This window comes from Pseudomonas sp. G7(2022), from assembly GCF_052660475.1.
On the sequence record NZ_CP109659.1, the window covers coordinates 1,839,151 to 1,855,143 of the forward strand.

Consider the following 15,993-nt stretch of genomic DNA (forward strand, 5'->3'; position numbering starts at 1 on the left):
TGCGGGGCTTTTTGTTGAATCAGCTGCCTTTGACTGTTTTGCCGTTGACCGTGCCGTCCTGGAGCATGATGTTGTACTCCTTGCCGTCGGTCTCGACCTGTTGCAGGCGAACCAGCAGGTAATCCCAATCCTTGGCGAACCACATGACAGTGGTGCGCTTGCTTTGTGTCGGATCACGCACGCGTTCGACCTTGATCGCATCGATCTGGCCGGCTTTGGTTTCGACCTTCTCCGAACCCAGCACGCGGAAGTCGTAGGTATCGACTTCGCCATCATCGACTACCTGATAGCTCATACTTTTCTTGCCGGCGGCCACGTCATGCTGCAGCGCCAATTGATAGGTGGATTTGTCGACCATGCCGCGGTTGAGCGGGACTTTCACCGCGTCGCCACGGTCGGTGCCGGTGACGAGCTTGTTGTTCCAGTCGAAGTCCAGATCAGCCTTTTTCGCCTTGCCCAGGCCACCACGTTCGAAGTGGTAGGACTGTGGCAGCAGGGTGTCCTTGTCCAGGGTCAGGGTGCTTTCTTCAGTCAGGCTGGCGATCATCATCGAAGCCTTGAAGCTGAGTTTCCAGACGCCGTTCGCTTCCTTGGTCAGGCTGCGTTCGGCGGTTCCGCTCATGGGCAGCTGCTTCCAGTCGGCGGTGTAGCTGGCGGAGAACGGTTGAAGGTCTGCCGCCTGCGCGAAAGGCAGGGTGAGCAGAGCGCAAGCGAAGAGCAGGGCGCGACGCATAAAATCTCCTAGTTTCGAATCAAGTGACCGCTGGCCCCGAGTAACTGGCCATCCAGTAAAGCACCTTGCTCGCCGAGGGCCAGCCGTCCTTCGGCAAACCAGCGTACGGCCATCGGGTAGATCAGGTGCTCCTGAACATGAACCCGTTGCGCCAGACTCTGTGGCGAATCGTGCAACTCTACCGGTATTACTGCCTGTACGACCAGTGGCCCGCCATCGAGTTCCTCGGTGACGAAGTGCACGGAGCAGCCGTGTTCGGCGTCGCCGGCTTCCAGCGCGCGCTGATGAGTGTGTAACCCTTTGTATTTGGGTAGCAGCGAGGGGTGGATGTTGAGCAGGCGACCCTGGTAGTGACGGACGAAGTCAGCGCTGAGAATGCGCATGAAACCGGCCAGTACCACGAGTTTCGGATTGAATTCGTCGATCAGTTCGATCAGGGCGGCATCGAAGGCCTCGCGACCTTCGAAACCCTTGTGATCCAGCGAGCGGGTGGCGATACCCGCGTCACTGGCGCGTTGCAGGCCGTAGGCGTCGGCGCGGTTGGATATCACCGCGGCGATGCGGACCGGGCTGTCGCCGGCCCGCGTGCTGTCGATCAGGGCCTGCAAGTTACTGCCGGTGCCGGACAACAGCACCACGACATCACAGGTATTAGGCATTAGTGAGCCTTGAGGTTTTTCAGCTCGACCTGGGCCGCGCCTTCGGCAGCGACACCGATCTGGCCGATGACCCAAGGCTGTTCGCCGGCTTCACGCAGGTTGCTCAGTGCAGATTCAACGTGCTCCTGAGCCACGCAGATGACCATGCCCACGCCGCAGTTCAGTACGCGGTGCATTTCGGTTTCGTCGACGTTGCCTTGCTCTTGCAGCCAGTCGAAGACGGCCGGGCGAGTCCAGCTGGCCACGTCAACCACGGCTTGAGCGCCTTTTGGCAGAACGCGCGGGATGTTGTCCAGCAGGCCGCCACCGGTGATGTGGGCCATGGCCTTGACGGCGCCGGTGTCCTTGATCAGCTTGAGCAGCGGCTTCACGTAGATGCGGGTCGGGGCCATCAGCAGATCGGTCAGCGGCTTGCCGTCGAGCTGAACGGTTTCGATGTCGGCGCCGGAGACTTCGATGATCTTGCGGATCAGCGAGTAGCCGTTGGAGTGCGGGCCGGACGATGGCAGGGCGATCAGGGCGTCACCAGTGGCGACTTTCGAGCCGTCGATGATTTCCGCTTTTTCCACAACGCCGACGCAGAAGCCGGCCAGGTCGTAGTCTTCGCCTTCGTACATGCCAGGCATTTCAGCGGTTTCGCCGCCCACCAGCGAGCAGCCAGCCAGTTCGCAGCCTGCGCCGATACCGGTGACGACGGTGGCGGCAACGTCGACATTCAGCTTGCCGGTGGCGTAGTAGTCGAGGAAGAACAGCGGCTCGGCACCGCATACCACCAGGTCGTTGACGCACATGGCGACCAGATCCTGGCCGATGCTGTCGTGCTTGTTCAGGTTCAGTGCCAGACGCAGTTTGGTGCCGACGCCGTCGGTGCCGGAAACCAGTACGGGCTGTTTATAGCCGGCCGGGATTTCGCAGAGGGCGCCGAAACCGCCCAGTCCGCCCATGACTTCCGGGCGCGCAGTGCGCTTGGCGACGCTCTTGATGCGTTCGACCAATGCTTCACCGGCGTCGATGTCTACACCGGCGTCCTTGTAGCTCAGGGAGGGTTGCTTGCTCATGATCCAGGCCTTTAGGGGAGGGGATTCAGGGGTAACGACCGAGTCCAGCGGGAACGCCGAAACCGACGGGGGCGATTGCCTCACGCGAATTTCGATGTGCCCGGCTGTTGCCGGTCTGCGAAGGCGCGCGATTTTATCAGGCTTGAGGGGCAGCGGCCATCCTCGCGCCGACGGGCAGGGCCATATCGGCCGAAAAATTTTGCAATTGAAGCTGTGGGTGACATCACGGGTGCCTGTATAAGGAACCGTCTATCGTTAGGACTGTGCAAAAACTTACCGCCAGCGTGTGAATGTTTTGCAACGGCTTGTGGTCACAGGCTTGCTCTATCCGGTTCACGCGGCCTGTTCCAGCCGCTCTTGTCGACGGGAATTCTCCATGCGTTTGTGTAAATTGCTGTTTGTGGGCTGCTTGTCTCTCTTCAGTCTGGCGAGCCAGGCCGAAAACATCAAAGGTCTTTATCAGGTTCGCGAGCCGGTTAATGGCCAGTCGCCCGAGGAGCGTGATCGCGCTACCCAGGCTGCACTGGATACGCTGGTGTTGCGTCTGACCGGTGACCCGAAGGCGCCGCAGAACCCCGGGCTGGCGCCGATTCGCAAGGATCCGCAGCAGATCATCAGTCAGTTCGGTTTCGATGCCGGGCCGCCGGAAGTATTGAAGGTCGATTTCGACCCGGCTACCACCGAGCAGGCGCTGCGCCGTGCCGGGTTGTCGCTGTGGGGCGCCAGTCGGCCGTCGATCCTGGGCTGGTGGCTGAACGACTCCGCTGAGGGGGCGAGTCTTGTGGGTGATGGTCAGGCCAGTGCCGCGCCGTTGCGACGTGCCGCCCAACACAGAGGTTTGCCATTGCGTTTGCCGCTGGCGGACCTGAGTGAGCAATTGGTTGCAACCGCTCCGACGCTCGAAGGTTCCGACCCCGCGCCGCTGAATGCCGCCTCGGAACGTTACAGCGCCGATGCACTGCTCGCCGTGCATGCCCGTGAAGAAGGCGGTCAGTGGCAGGCCAAGTGGCATTTGTGGCTGGGGGATCAAAAAGAGGCGGGAAGCGTGCAGGGGGCTGATCAGGCCGCTGTTGCCGATGCTGTGATGCTGGCGGTCGCCGAGCGCCTGGCGCCTCGCTTTGTCGCCAAACCGGGTGCCTCGGGGCAGCAGACTCTGGAAGTGCAGGGCATGAATCTGGAGCATTACGCAACGTTGCTGCGGATGCTCGAACCGTTTGGTGTGCGGCTGCAGAGTGTCGATGCCGATCGTATCGTCTATCGGGTCAACGGCAGTGCCGATCAGTTGCGGGCGCAGTTGTCGCTGGCGAAGTTACAGGAAGTGCCGGCCGAGGCGCCGGCTCCGGTGGCTCCGCAGCCTGCGGTGCCAGGCGGTGCGCCTGTCGTTGCACCGGCGCCGGTTCCTGCGGCGCCGTCGTTGCGATTCCGCTGGTAGGTTTTTCTTTCATATATAGAAGCAATGGAGTGTTACATGGCCGATACGCGGCGTTGGTTCTGGCTCGGTGGGGTGCTCCTGCTTTGCGCGTTTGTCTGGTTGCTGCATCCGATCCTCACGCCGTTTCTGGTGGCGCTGTTGCTCGCGTATCTGTTCGACCCGCTGGTGGACCGTCTGGAGCGCCTCGGACTGTCCCGCACCTGGGGCGTGATCGCGGTATTTGCCGTGTTCACTCTGATCGTCACTACGTTGTTGCTGGTGCTGGTGCCGATGCTCGCCAAGCAACTGCTGCGTCTTTACGAGCTGGCACCGCAGATGCTCGACTGGCTGCAGCACACGGCGCTGCCTTGGGCGCAGTCGAAGCTGGGGCTGGCGGATGGCTTCTGGAAGTTCGACAAGGTCAAGGCTGCGATCACCGAGCACATGGGCCAGACCACCGACATCGTCGGCGTGGTGCTGAGTCAGGCCACAGCCTCCAGTCTGGCCCTGATCGGCTGGCTGGCGAATCTGGTGTTGATCCCGGTGGTCAGTTTCTATCTGCTGCGCGACTGGGACGTGATGATGGCCAAGATCCGCAGCCTGTTGCCGCGTGATCGTGAAGAGCGCGTGGTGGCGCTGGCGGGCGAATGTCACGAGGTGCTTGGCGCTTTCGTGCGGGGGCAGTTGCTGGTGATGCTGGCGCTGGGCGTGATCTATGCGGCGGGCCTGATGATTGTCGGTCTGGAACTGGGCCTGTTGATCGGCCTGATCGCCGGGCTGGCGGCCATTGTGCCTTATATGGGGTTTGTGATCGGGATCGGCGCGGCGCTGATTGCCGGGCTGTTCCAGTTCGGCGGCGACCTGTACCCGATGATCGGGATTGTCGCGGTATTCATGGTGGGGCAGGCCCTGGAGGGTATGGTGCTGACGCCATTGCTGGTCGGTGATCGAATCGGCCTGCATCCGGTGGCGGTGATCTTTGCCATTCTGGCTGGCGGCGAGCTGTTCGGTTTTACCGGTGTGTTGCTGGCGTTGCCTGTGGCGGCGGTGATCATGGTGCTGGTGCGTCACGTTCATGACTTGTACAAGGACTCTGACATGTACAGCGGAGTGGATGATCCGAAGCTGTAACATGAGGGAGGGCCGCCCGGTGGATTGCCGGGTTGGCCCGTCTCGTGCAGGCAATGCTGACGCCTGTGCGCCAAAGAAACTGTCATAAAACCAGCGTGTTAACGCAAACCTTTGATTTTGCTTGGGGTCTGTCGCATTGTGCGCTCCGCTTCACGGGTATAAACTTCGCACACTTTACACAGAGGCCACTAACGGTTCCTTGGGAACTGTTCAGTCAGCATGAAACCGATTCAGCTGCCCCTAGGTGTGCGTCTGCGTGACGACGCCACCTTCATCAACTACTACCCAGGCGCCAATGCCGCTGCACTCGGCTATGTCGAGCGTCTATGCGAAGCCGACGCCGGCTGGACCGAAAGCCTGATCTATCTGTGGGGCAAACACGGGGTGGGGCGTACGCATCTGTTGCAGGCCGCGTGCCTGCGTTTCGAACAGATGGGCGAACCGGCGGTGTACCTGCCGCTGGCCGAGTTGATGGATCGCGGCATCGAAATCCTCGACAACCTCGAACAGTACGAACTGGTCTGCCTGGATGACCTGCAGGTGATTGCCGGCAAGTCCGATTGGGAAGAGGCGATGTTTCACCTGTTCAACCGTCTGCGTGACAGCGGTCGCAGGTTGCTGATTGCCGCCTCCACCTCGCCACGTGAATTACCGGTGAAACTGGCGGACTTGAAATCGCGCCTGACCCTGGCGCTGATTTTCCAGATGCGTCCTCTCTCCGATGAAGACAAATTGCGCGCCCTGCAATTGCGCGCATCCCGTCGCGGTCTGCACCTGACCGACGAAGTCGGGCATTTTATTTTGACTCGCGGTACCCGCAGCATGAGCGCGCTTTTTGACCTGCTCGAGCAGCTCGATCAGGCCTCTTTGCAGGCTCAACGCAAGCTGACCATTCCCTTCCTGAAAGAAACCCTGGGCTGGTAAAACCGGGGCTCTCAGCCGGTTTCGGCATATTTCAGGCGCCAGAAAATCCGCTTTCCTGTGCATTGCGCAGGCCGCGTCTCGATTCAAATAGGCTTAAGCGCTTAGATGTAAACGAGAAACCGAGAAGTCACAAAAAGATCGATTGAATTTGCAAATGAGGCTGATAGCGGGCATAGTCTCGGCTTCTTTACAACTATCAGCCACGGTCGTGCCCATGCTAAAGCGCTTCGCACCCCTCGTGCCTCTCGCACTCGTCACCCTGTTGTTCGGTTGCGCTGCTCATTCACCTGTCAATCAAGAGCAGCAACAGCAGGCTAAAAATTCTGCTACCGCCCAGTCTTCCGTTATTTATCAGGAAGAGCTGGACACCGAAAAGGAACTGGCCGACTTCAACGGCAAGAAGCCTTACCAGCTTCCGGTTCTGGCCGACAGCATTCTTGAACGCGGCATGTCCCTGATCGGTACCCGTTACCGTTTCGGCGGCACCTCTGAAGCCGGGTTCGATTGCAGCGGTTTCATCGGCTACCTCTTCCGCGAAGAAGCCGGCATGAACCTGCCACGCTCCACTCGCGAAATGATCAACGTGGATGCCCCGCTGGTTTCGCGCGGCAACCTCGAGCCGGGCGATCTGCTGTTCTTCGCCACCAATGGTCGTCGCGGTCGTGTAAGCCACGCCGGGATCTATCTGGGCGACAATCAGTTCATCCACTCCAGCAGTCGTCGCAGTGGCGGTGTCCGTATCGACAGTCTGGGTGACAGCTACTGGAGCAAGTCCTTCATCGAAGCCAAACGTGCTTTGGCGAACGCTCCAACCGTGGTTACCGCTCGCAAGTAATCACGCCTATGTCGCCACGCTCGTGGCGACAAGCGGTCCTTCAGGGGCAATAGACTTAAACTTTACAAGGTGAAGTTAAAGTCTTACTTGAAGTTTGCCGCGTAGCCGCTAGAATCCTGATCTATATTGATGGCAAACCGCCTGCGTTCCCCCGCAGGCGGTTTTGTTTTCTGTCGAATCGGCAGTAAAAGCCGCAGCCAGATCAGGATGTTCTGCTTATGACGATGACGGCCCGCCTTGCCCTGATGTTCTTCGCAGCGCTGCTCAGCGCTTGCGCCAGTCGCACTCCGCCGCCAGCCCCCGTGGTTCGCGCGCCGGTTGTGTTCGGATCCTCCCAGGCTTTTTCTCCCGCTGCCGAAGACGTACTGTTCCGTGCGCTCGGGCTGGTTGGGACGCCTTATCGCTGGGGCGGCAACACGCCGGATTCCGGTTTTGATTGCAGCGGCCTGATCGGCTTCGTCTACCGCGATGCTGCCGGCATCAGCCTGCCGCGCTCTACCCGCGAGATGATCGTCATGCAGGCGCCGAATGTCGGCAAGGAAGGGCTGCAGACCGGCGACCTGATCTTCTTCGCCACCAATGGCGGCTCCCAGGTCAGTCATGCGGGGATTTACGTCGGGGAGGGGCGCTTCGTTCATGCGCCAGCCACCGGCGGTACCGTGAAGCTGGACAGCCTGTCGAAGGCCTATTGGCAGAAGGCCTATCTGAGTGCCAAGCGTGTTCTGCAGCCGGAGCATCTGGCGCATAACCCTTAGTCATTCGAAGCAATAAAAAACCTGTGGGAGCGCATCGGCTCCCACAGGTTTTTTTGTTTCAGGGTCGGGCTATTTGGCTGCCGACACTCGCCAGACCTTGTTCCCGACGTCGTCTGCCACAAGTAAGTCGCCTTGTTGATCAATCACCACGCCAACGGGGCGTCCCAGGGCGTTTTCATCCTTGTCGAGGAAGCCTGTCAGTACGTCTACAGGTGTTCCATTCGGCTTGCCGGCGCTAAACGGTACGAAGATCACCTTGTAGCCACTGTGGGGCTTTCGGTTCCACGATCCGTGCTGACCGATGAACGCGCCTTCCTTGAATTGGGCTGGCAGCGTGTTGCCCTCGGCAAAGGTCAGGCCCAGTGAGGCGGTATGCGGACCGACGGCGTAATCCGGGGCGATGGCCTTGGCCACCAGGTCCAGGTTTTGTGGCTCGACGCGGACATCGATGTGCTGGCCGTAATAGCTGAACGGCCAGCCATAGAAACCACCGTCCTTCACCGAGGTGATGTAGTCCGGCACCAGATCGCTGCCGATCTCGTCCCGCTCGTTTACCGCTGTCCACAGCGCGCCGCTTTTCGGTTCCCAGGCGAGGCCGTTGGGGTTGCGAATGCCTGAAGCGAAGATCCGGTGATTGCCGGTGGCGCGGTCCACTTCCCAGATCGCCGCGCGGCCCTCTTCCTGATCCAGGCCGTTTTCGCCGACGTTGCTGTTCGAGCCGACGGTGACGTAAAGCTTGCTGCCATCCTTGCTGGCAATGACGTTCTTGGTCCAGTGATGGTTGAGCGGGCCGCCCGGCAGGTCCACGACCTTGATTGGCTGGCTCTTGATTTCCGTTGCCCCGGGTTCGTAGTGGAAGCGTAACAAACGGTCGGTATCAGCGACGTACAGGTCATTGCCGACCAGTGTCATGCCGAACGGCGAGTTCAGGTTCTGCAGAAACACCGTGCGCGTTTCCGCCACGCCGTCGTGGTCGGCATCGCGCAGCAGGGTAATGCGGTTCGGGCTGGGAACCCCTGCGCCCGCACGGCCCATGACTTTCTTCATCACCCAGCCGCGTATGCCCTTGCTGTCGTCAGGTTTCGGCGGGGCATTGGTTTCCGCCACCAGTACATCACCGTTGGGCAATACGTAGAGCCAGCGCGGGTGATCGAGGTTTTCGGCGAATGCGGCCACCTGGGTGCCGGCGGCTGCCGTTGGTTTCGCACCGGCCGGCCAGCCGATCGCCGGGGCGATGTTCACCGTCGGAATCAGGGTTTTATTCGGTTCGGGCAGTTTGGGGGATGGGCCGGTGCCGTCCGAGACTTGCAGGCTGGAGGATTCACCACAGGCGGTGAGCCCTCCGGCGAGTGCGATGACGAAAACGAGCTGGGGCTTGCGCATTACTGATCTTCCCTATGAATGCATTCCTAATCATAGAGAAGTGCGCGAGCCCGATGGTTCAACCGTTCAGCCGCGCGCCTCCTTGAACAGCACGGCAATGCCGGGATGGTAGTTGCCGGCCTCGCTGCGCAATTTGCGGTAGGCGTAGGGGAAGTACCAGGCGACGGCGCACGTGTGTTCCTTTTGCAGGTCGTCGACCATGTCCTGCAGTTCTTCCGGGCTGGCGCTGTGCTGGGCTTTCTGTGGGGCGACGAACAGGCAGCCGAGTTTGAGATCGCTGGCGTAGCTGATGCGCTTGGCATCGCTGGTGATATCGGCCAGGGCCTGAGTGAGATTCAGGTTGTTGACGCGCGGCCAGCGTTGGGTCGCCTGAATGTAAGCGCGATCTTCGGCGCCGGCCAGGAACAGGTCGGCACGGGCATTGCGTTCGCCTTCCTCATTCTGTTTGCGGGTGGCGGTGTCACGCAGGGTGACCAGTTCGGCCATCCATGCGGCGGCGGACAGCAGGCCGAGGTTGGCTTTTTCGTCGTGCCAGTAGGGCGTGTCGTTGTCGCCACGCACGGTGTTGTAGCGGTCGATACAGTCAAACCAGCGTTCCAGCACCGGGCGCAGGAATTCCAGCCGCGGATTGCTGATGATCATGCCTTGCATGGTGCTCTCCCTTGTTATTGTGATGTGCTCTCTGCAGTCAAAAAGCATGGCTCTTTGATATCACTGCTGGCAGTGTGGCACAAGATTGGCGTCAGTTAATTGATCGGCGGCAGTTATTCGCCGCACAAGCCCCTCTTCAATTGACGCTCCACCCCCAACCCTCTAACCTTCGCGGCTTGTTTCAGGTGCTCTGTGGCGCATGTCGACAGAGTGAAACAGGGAAGCCGGTGAGGCGGGTCTTCAAGCGATGAACCCTCACGATCCCGGCGCTGCCCCCGCAACGGTAAATGAGTAAAAGCTGCGTCGGATGCCACTGCTTAACAGCGGGAAGGCGCGCAGCCAGGCACCAGCCGCTCATGAGCCCGGAGACCGGCCTGATCCATCCAGCGGCATCACGGTGGGCGATGCCAGGCTTGTTGCCGTCTGTTCTTGTGCCTGCCCGCCGTTATCCAGCCTCAACGGAGAGCTTCCCCATGAGTGATTCCCCCGAACGCGACGAGCGTCACCTCGCGCGCATGCAGCGTAAAAAAGCCGTGATCGACGAGCGCATCGCCAATTCGCCAGATGAATGCGGCCTGGTGCTGGTGCTGACCGGCAACGGCAAAGGCAAAAGCAGCTCGGCGTTCGGCATGCTCGCCCGCGCCATGGGCCACGGCATGCAGTGCGGCGTGGTGCAGTTCATCAAGGGCCGCAACAGCACCGGTGAGGAACTGTTCTTTCGCCGCTTCCCGGAGCAGGTGCGCTTCCATGTGATGGGTGAGGGATTCACCTGGGAAACCCAGGACCGCCAGCGTGACATCGCCGCCGCCGAAGCTGCATGGGAAGTGTCCCGCGAGCTGCTGCGTGATCCGTCGATCGGTCTGGTGGTGCTCGATGAACTGAACATCGCCCTCAAGCACGGTTACCTCGATCTGGATCAGGTGCTCAGCGATCTGCAGGCCCGCCCGCCGATGCAGCACGTGATCGTCACCGGCCGCGCCGCCAAGCCGGAAATGATCGAGATGGGCGACACCGTCACCGAAATGGGCATGATCAAGCACGCCTTCCAGGCCGGCATCAAAGCGCAGAAAGGCGTCGAACTTTGAATCAACCACGTCACTGCCCGGCGGTACTGATCGCCGCGCCGGCCTCCGGTCAGGGCAAGACCACCGTCACCGCCGCGCTGGCCCGTTTGCATCGCAATCAGGGGCGCAAGGTTCGCGTGTTCAAGTGCGGTCCGGACTTTCTCGACCCGATGATCCTCGAGCGCGCCAGCGGTGCGCCGGTCTATCAACTGGACATGTGGATGGTCGGCGAGCAGGAAAGTCGACGTCTGTTGTGGGAAGCCGCCGCCGAAGCGGATCTGATCCTGATCGAAGGCGTTATGGGTTTGTTTGACGGTACGCCGTCGAGCGCCGATCTGGCGCGGCATTTCGGCGTGCCGGTGCTCGGCGTGATCGATGGTACCGCGATGGCCCAAACGTTCGGCGCACTGGCCCTGGGCCTGGCGCGTTATCAGCCGGACCTGCCGTTCGCCGGGGTACTGGCCAACCGCGTTGGCACCGTGCGCCATGCGCAATTGCTCGAAGGCAGCCTGACCGAAGGCCTGCGTTGGTACGGCGCGCTGTCCCGTGAAACCGGGATCGAACTGCCAAGCCGTCATCTCGGTCTGGTGCAGGCCAGCGAACTCAATGACCTCGACGTGCGCCTCGACGCCGCCGCCGAAGCGCTGGCCGGCACCTGCGAGGTAGCGCTGCCGCCGGCCGTGGAATTCGCCGCGCCAGAAATCGTTGAGACTGAAAAGTTGCTCGAAGGCGTGCGAATTGCCGTTGCCCGCGACGAAGCCTTCGCGTTCACCTACGGTGCCAGTCTCGATCTGTTGCGGGCGATGGGCGCCGAGTTGAGTTTCTTCTCGCCGATCCGCGATGCGCAATTGCCCGACGCCGACAGCTTGTACCTGCCCGGCGGCTACCCGGAATTGCACCACGTTGCCTTGTCGCAGAACGCCGACATGCTCAACGCGATCCGCGCGCATCACGCCGCTGGCAAGCCGCTGCTCGCCGAATGTGGCGGCATGCTGTACCTGCTCGGCTCGCTGACCGATGTCGAAGGCACCCGCGCTGACTTGGTCGGCCTGTTGAGTGGCGATGCCGTGATGCAAAAGCGCCTCGCCGCGCTGGCCTTGCAAGAGGTCGACCTGCCGGAAGGCCTGTTGCGCGGCCACACCTATCACCACTCCCTGACCACCACCGAACTGACGCCAATCGCCCGTGGCCACAGCCCCAATGGCGGGCGCGGTGCCGAAGCGGTGTATCGGCAAGGGCGGATGACCGCCTCGTACGTGCATTTTTACTTTCCATCGAATCCGTCGGCGATTGCCGCACTGTTGGTGCCATGACCGACAACGCATTCACTGAAACCGAGCGCGAAGCGGTCTACCGCGCCATCGCCGAACGTCGCGACATGCGCCACTTCAGCGGTGGCACGGTCGAGCCTGAACTGTTGCGTCGTTTGCTGGAGGCCGCGCATCAGGCGCCGAGCGTCGGCCTGATGCAGCCGTGGCGCTTTATCCGCATCAGCGACCGCGCTTTGCGTAGCCAGATCCAGAACCTGGTTGAAGAAGAGCGCGTGCGCACCGCCCAAGCCCTCGGCGAGCGCAGCGACGAGTTCATGAAGCTCAAGGTCGAAGGCATCAATGACTGCGCAGAAGTGCTGGTCGCAGCCTTGATGGATGATCGCGAACGACACATTTTCGGTCGTCGCACGCTACCGGAAATGGACATGGCCTCATTGTCCTGCGCGATCCAGAACCTGTGGCTGGCGGCGCGCGCCGAAGGCCTGGGCATGGGCTGGGTGTCGCTGTTCGAGCCGCAGGCGCTGGCCGATCTGCTGAAACTGCCGGCCGGGGCCAAGCCGCTGGCAGTGCTTTGCCTGGGGCCGGTCAAGGAATTCTATCCGGCGCCGATGCTGGTACTCGAAGGGTGGGCGCAGGCGCGTCCGCTCAATGAGCTGCTGTATGAAAATTTCTGGGGAGTGAGTCAATGAGTGTGGCGTTGTTGAGTGTCGCCGCGGTCGCGCTGGATGCGCTACTGGGTGAGCCGAAGCGCTGGCATCCACTGGTGGCGTTCGGCAATTTTGCCGGGCGCATCGAGCAACGTTTCAACACCGGCGGGCGTGGGTGGCGCAGCCATGGTGTCACCGCTTGGGTGATCGCGGTGCTGCCATTGACGTTACTTGCCACGGCATTGTCCTGGGCGCCTTATGTGGGCTGGATTGTCGAGATCATCGCGCTGTATTGCGCCCTCGGCATGCGCAGTCTCGGTGAGCACGTCGAGCCGGTGGCCAAGGCTTTGCGCAGCGATGACCTGGAAGAGGCGCGCAAGCGCGTGGGTTACCTGGTCAGCCGTCAGACCAGTGAGCTGGACAGCACGGCTGTCGCCCGTGCCGCCACCGAGTCGGTGCTGGAAAACGGCAGCGATGCGGTGTTCGCTGCAATCTTCTGGTTTGTCGTGGCCGGTGTTCCGGGCGTGGTGCTCTATCGTCTGAGCAACACCCTCGACGCGATGTGGGGTTATCGCAACGAACGCTTCGAGCGTTTCGGCTGGGCCGCGGCAAAAATCGACGATGTCCTCAACTACATTCCCGCACGGCTTGTGGCGTTGACCTACGCGCTGCTCGGCAAAACCCGACTCGCGCTGAAATGCTGGCGCACCCAAGGCCCGAAATGGGACAGCCCGAACGCCGGCCCGGTGATGGCTGCCGGCGCAGGTGCCTTGGGCGTGGAGCTGGGCGGGCCGGCGATCTATCACGGCGAGCTGCACGAGCGTGCGCAACTGGGCGAGGGTGCGCCGGCGGATGCCGATTCCATCGAACGTGGCTGGCAATTGGTTCAGCGCGGGGTATGGTTATGGCTGCTGATTCTCTGCGTGGGGGCTGAATTCTATGCTTGAGCACGGTGGCCGGCTGCGCAGGGCGGCGCTTGAATACGGCATCGCGGAAGAAGACTGGCTCGACTTGTCCACCGGTCTGGCGCCGTGGCCGTTTCCGGTTCCGGAAATTCCGCTGCGGGCCTGGGCGCGCTTGCCGGAAACCGATGACGGTCTGGAGCAGGCCGCGTGCGACTACTACGGCGCCGCGCAGGTTTTGCCGGTGGCCGGTTCGCAGATGGCCATCCAGTTGTTGCCGCGATTGCGCCGGGCCGGCAAGGTTGGCGTGCTGTCGCCGTGTTATGCCGAGCATGGCGAAGCCTGGCGGCGCAGCGGTTACATCGTCCGCGAAGTGTTGGAGCAGGAAGTCGATTTCTTCCTCGACGGCCTCGACGTGCTGGTGGTGGTCAACCCGAACAATCCCACCGGCCTGAGCCTGACTCCGGCGCGCCTGCTCGACTGGCACGCACGGCTGGCCCAGCGCGGCGGCTGGCTGGTGGTTGATGAAGCGTTCATGGACAACACGCCGCAGTTAAGCCTTGCCCCGCATGCGCATCAAGTGGGGTTGATCGTCCTGCGTTCGTTCGGCAAGTTTTTCGGTCTGGCCGGTGTTCGACTCGGGTTCGTGCTGGCGGAGCGCAAGCTGCTCAGATTGCTGGCCGAGCAGGTCGGACCCTGGGCCGTCAGCGGGCCGACCCGGGTATTGGGGCAAGCCTGCCTGCAAGACACTGAAGGTCATACCCGCCAGCGGATCCGCAGCGACGAAGCCAGCGAACGGCTGGCTGCACTGCTCGAGCGCTATGGCTTCAAGCCTCAGGGCGGCTGTGCGCTGTTTCAGTGGCTGATCACCGAGCATGCTCACGCACTCCACGAATTCATGGCCCGTCGCGGCATCCTCCTGCGTCTCTTCACGCACAACAGCAGCCTGCGTTTCGGTCTGCCCGCCAATGTCGCCGATGAAGCGCGTCTTGAGCAGGCCCTGCAAGCGTTTGCCATGGACCGCTCTATGGACAAGAAACCCGCATGACTACGTTAATGGTGCAAGGCACCACCTCCGACGCTGGCAAAAGTACGCTGGTGACGGCGCTGTGCCGCTGGGCAACCCGTCGGGGCGTTGCCGTAGTGCCGTTCAAACCGCAGAACATGGCGCTCAACAGCGCAGTGACCGCCGACGGCGGCGAGATCGGCCGGGCGCAAGCGGTGCAGGCGCAGGCGGCGTTTCTCGAGCCACACACCGATATGAATCCAGTGCTGCTCAAGCCCAACAGCGACACCGGTGCCCAGGTCATCATCCATGGACGTGCGGTCACCAGCATGAACGCCGTCGCCTATCACGACTACAAAGCCATCGCCATGCAGGCCGTACTGGCCTCTCACGAGCGCTTGAGCGCTGCGTATCCGCTGGTGATGGTCGAGGGCGCGGGCTCGCCGGCGGAGATCAATCTGCGCGCCGGTGACATCGCCAACATGGGCTTCGCCGAAGCGGTGGATTGCCCGGTGCTGTTGATCGCGGACATCAATCGGGGCGGCGTGTTTGCCCATCTGGTGGGCACGCTGGAACTGCTGTCGCCGAGCGAACAGGCACGGGTGAAGGGCTTCATCATCAACCGCTTCCGTGGCGATATCGCCTTGCTGCAACCGGGCCTCGACTGGCTGGAGCAGCGCACCGGCAAGCCGGTGGTGGGCGTGCTGCCGTACGTGATGGACCTGCATCTGGAAGCCGAGGACGGCATCGACCAGCGCCAGATCGACAAGGCCGAGCAAGTCTTGAAAGTGGTGGTGCCGGTGCTGCCGCGCATCAGCAATCACACCGATTTCGATCCCCTGCGACTGCATCCGCAGGTTGACCTGCAATTCATCGGCCCGGGGCAAGCGATTCCACCGGCCGATCTGATCATCCTGCCGGGATCGAAAAGCGTGCGCAGTGACCTGGCGTATCTGCGCGCCAATGGCTGGGAAACCGCCATCCGCCGTCATCTGCGCTATGGCGGCAAGCTGCTGGGGATTTGCGGCGGTCTGCAAATGCTCGGCGAGCAGGTGCATGATCCGCTCGGCCTGGAAGGCGCACCGGGCTCCAGCGCCGGTCTGGGGCTGTTGGCGTTTGAAACGCAGCTCGAAGCCGAGAAGCAATTGCGCAATGTGCGCGGGCGTCTGGCGCTGGAAGATGCCGAGGTCAGCGGTTATGAAATTCATGCGGGTGTGACGACAGGGGCTGCGCTGGAAAACGCTGCTGTCCATCTGGATGACGGCCGCTGTGATGGCGCGCAAAGTCTCGACGGGCAGATTTTCGGTACCTACCTGCATGGCCTGTTCGAATCGCCGGCGGCCAGTGCGGCGCTGTTGCGCTGGGCCGGTCTGAACGATGTGCAGGAGGTGGATTACCACGGCCTGCGCGAACGCGATATCGAGCGCTTGGCGGATCTGGTGGAGAAGCATCTGGATACCGGGCTGTTGTGTGAACTCTGTGGTATCCAGGCCGGATGTGATGGCCTCTTCGCGGGCAAGCCCGCTCCCACAGGGTATTGAGGTGTACTCGAGTGCCATGTCC

General features: G+C 61.7%; 16 protein-coding genes and 1 riboswitch. Of the genes, 11 read left to right on the forward strand and 5 right to left on the reverse strand.

Features of this window, described 5'->3' with window-relative positions; genetic code table 11:
- Positions 1–19: 19 nt before the first annotated feature.
- Genes NE357_RS08340 through purM form a run of 3 tightly spaced genes read right to left on the reverse strand, consistent with a single transcriptional unit; the run spans position 20 to position 2,450 of the window.
- On the reverse strand, positions 20–733 hold the full coding sequence (locus tag NE357_RS08340; RefSeq protein ID WP_169429460.1) for a DUF3108 domain-containing protein: 714 nt from the start codon (positions 731–733) through the stop codon (positions 20–22).
- A gap of 8 nt (positions 734–741) precedes the next feature.
- On the reverse strand, positions 742–1,392 hold the full coding sequence (gene purN, locus NE357_RS08345; RefSeq protein WP_169429461.1) for a phosphoribosylglycinamide formyltransferase: 651 nt from the start codon (positions 1,390–1,392) through the stop codon (positions 742–744).
- A complete protein-coding gene (purM, locus tag NE357_RS08350; protein ID WP_169429462.1) occupies positions 1,392–2,450 on the reverse strand; it encodes a phosphoribosylformylglycinamidine cyclo-ligase in 1,059 nt (352 codons plus the stop codon). Before purM ends, purN begins: the two co-directional genes overlap by 1 nt.
- 376 nt (positions 2,451–2,826) lie before the next feature.
- On the opposite strand from purM, the gene NE357_RS08355 reads away from it, so the two are divergent.
- The 5 genes from NE357_RS08355 (at position 2,827) to NE357_RS08375 (ending at position 7,506) form a co-directional block, all read left to right on the forward strand.
- A complete protein-coding gene (locus NE357_RS08355; protein ID WP_169429463.1) occupies positions 2,827–3,882 on the forward strand; it encodes a DUF2066 domain-containing protein in 1,056 nt (351 codons plus the stop codon).
- Positions 3,883–3,918: 36 nt separating this feature from the next.
- Positions 3,919–4,992, forward strand: coding sequence for an AI-2E family transporter (locus NE357_RS08360; protein ID WP_169429464.1), 1,074 nt, complete (start codon positions 3,919–3,921; stop codon positions 4,990–4,992).
- 219 nt (positions 4,993–5,211) lie between these two features.
- On the forward strand, positions 5,212–5,916 hold the full coding sequence (gene hda / locus NE357_RS08365) for a DnaA regulatory inactivator Hda (RefSeq protein ID WP_169429465.1): 705 nt from the start codon (positions 5,212–5,214) through the stop codon (positions 5,914–5,916).
- A gap of 214 nt (positions 5,917–6,130) precedes the next feature.
- Positions 6,131–6,751 (forward strand): C40 family peptidase, encoded by a 621-nt coding sequence (locus NE357_RS08370; protein ID WP_169429466.1) that lies wholly within the window; start codon positions 6,131–6,133, stop codon positions 6,749–6,751.
- A gap of 218 nt (positions 6,752–6,969) precedes the next feature.
- Positions 6,970–7,506 (forward strand): C40 family peptidase, encoded by a 537-nt coding sequence (locus NE357_RS08375; protein WP_169429467.1) that lies wholly within the window; start codon positions 6,970–6,972, stop codon positions 7,504–7,506.
- 69 nt (positions 7,507–7,575) lie between these two features.
- On the opposite strand, the gene NE357_RS08380 is transcribed toward NE357_RS08375, so the two are convergent.
- On the reverse strand, positions 7,576–8,889 hold the full coding sequence (locus NE357_RS08380; protein WP_169429468.1) for a PQQ-dependent sugar dehydrogenase: 1,314 nt from the start codon (positions 8,887–8,889) through the stop codon (positions 7,576–7,578).
- A 66-nt stretch (positions 8,890–8,955) separates the two neighbouring features.
- On the reverse strand, positions 8,956–9,540 hold the full coding sequence (locus NE357_RS08385; RefSeq protein WP_169429469.1) for a hypothetical protein: 585 nt from the start codon (positions 9,538–9,540) through the stop codon (positions 8,956–8,958).
- A gap of 166 nt (positions 9,541–9,706) precedes the next feature.
- A riboswitch (cobalamin riboswitch) is annotated at positions 9,707–9,932 on the forward strand.
- A gap of 81 nt (positions 9,933–10,013) precedes the next feature.
- On the opposite strand from NE357_RS08385, the gene cobO reads away from it, so the two are divergent.
- The 6 genes from cobO to NE357_RS08415 are packed head-to-tail and all read left to right on the forward strand — an operon-like array spanning position 10,014 to position 15,971.
- The gene (cobO, locus tag NE357_RS08390) at positions 10,014–10,625 is read left to right on the forward strand and encodes a cob(I)yrinic acid a,c-diamide adenosyltransferase (RefSeq protein WP_127797339.1); all 612 of its coding nucleotides are present in this window, start codon (positions 10,014–10,016) and stop codon (positions 10,623–10,625) included.
- Positions 10,622–11,917: a cobyrinate a,c-diamide synthase gene (locus tag NE357_RS08395; RefSeq protein ID WP_169429470.1), complete on the forward strand. Its 1,296-nt coding sequence runs from the start codon at positions 10,622–10,624 to the stop codon at positions 11,915–11,917. The genes cobO and NE357_RS08395 overlap by 4 nt, the downstream gene beginning before the upstream one ends.
- Positions 11,914–12,564: a 5,6-dimethylbenzimidazole synthase gene (gene bluB, locus NE357_RS08400; RefSeq protein WP_169429471.1), complete on the forward strand. Its 651-nt coding sequence runs from the start codon at positions 11,914–11,916 to the stop codon at positions 12,562–12,564. The genes NE357_RS08395 and bluB overlap by 4 nt, the downstream gene beginning before the upstream one ends.
- Complete coding sequence (gene cbiB, locus NE357_RS08405) at positions 12,561–13,469, forward strand: adenosylcobinamide-phosphate synthase CbiB (RefSeq protein ID WP_169429472.1); 909 nt, start codon at positions 12,561–12,563, stop codon at positions 13,467–13,469. Before bluB ends, cbiB begins: the two co-directional genes overlap by 4 nt.
- Positions 13,462–14,472: a threonine-phosphate decarboxylase CobD gene (gene cobD, locus NE357_RS08410; protein WP_169429473.1), complete on the forward strand. Its 1,011-nt coding sequence runs from the start codon at positions 13,462–13,464 to the stop codon at positions 14,470–14,472. Before cbiB ends, cobD begins: the two co-directional genes overlap by 8 nt.
- The gene (locus NE357_RS08415; RefSeq protein ID WP_169429474.1) at positions 14,469–15,971 is read left to right on the forward strand and encodes a cobyric acid synthase; all 1,503 of its coding nucleotides are present in this window, start codon (positions 14,469–14,471) and stop codon (positions 15,969–15,971) included. Before cobD ends, NE357_RS08415 begins: the two co-directional genes overlap by 4 nt.
- Positions 15,972–15,993: the final 22 nt, after the last annotated feature.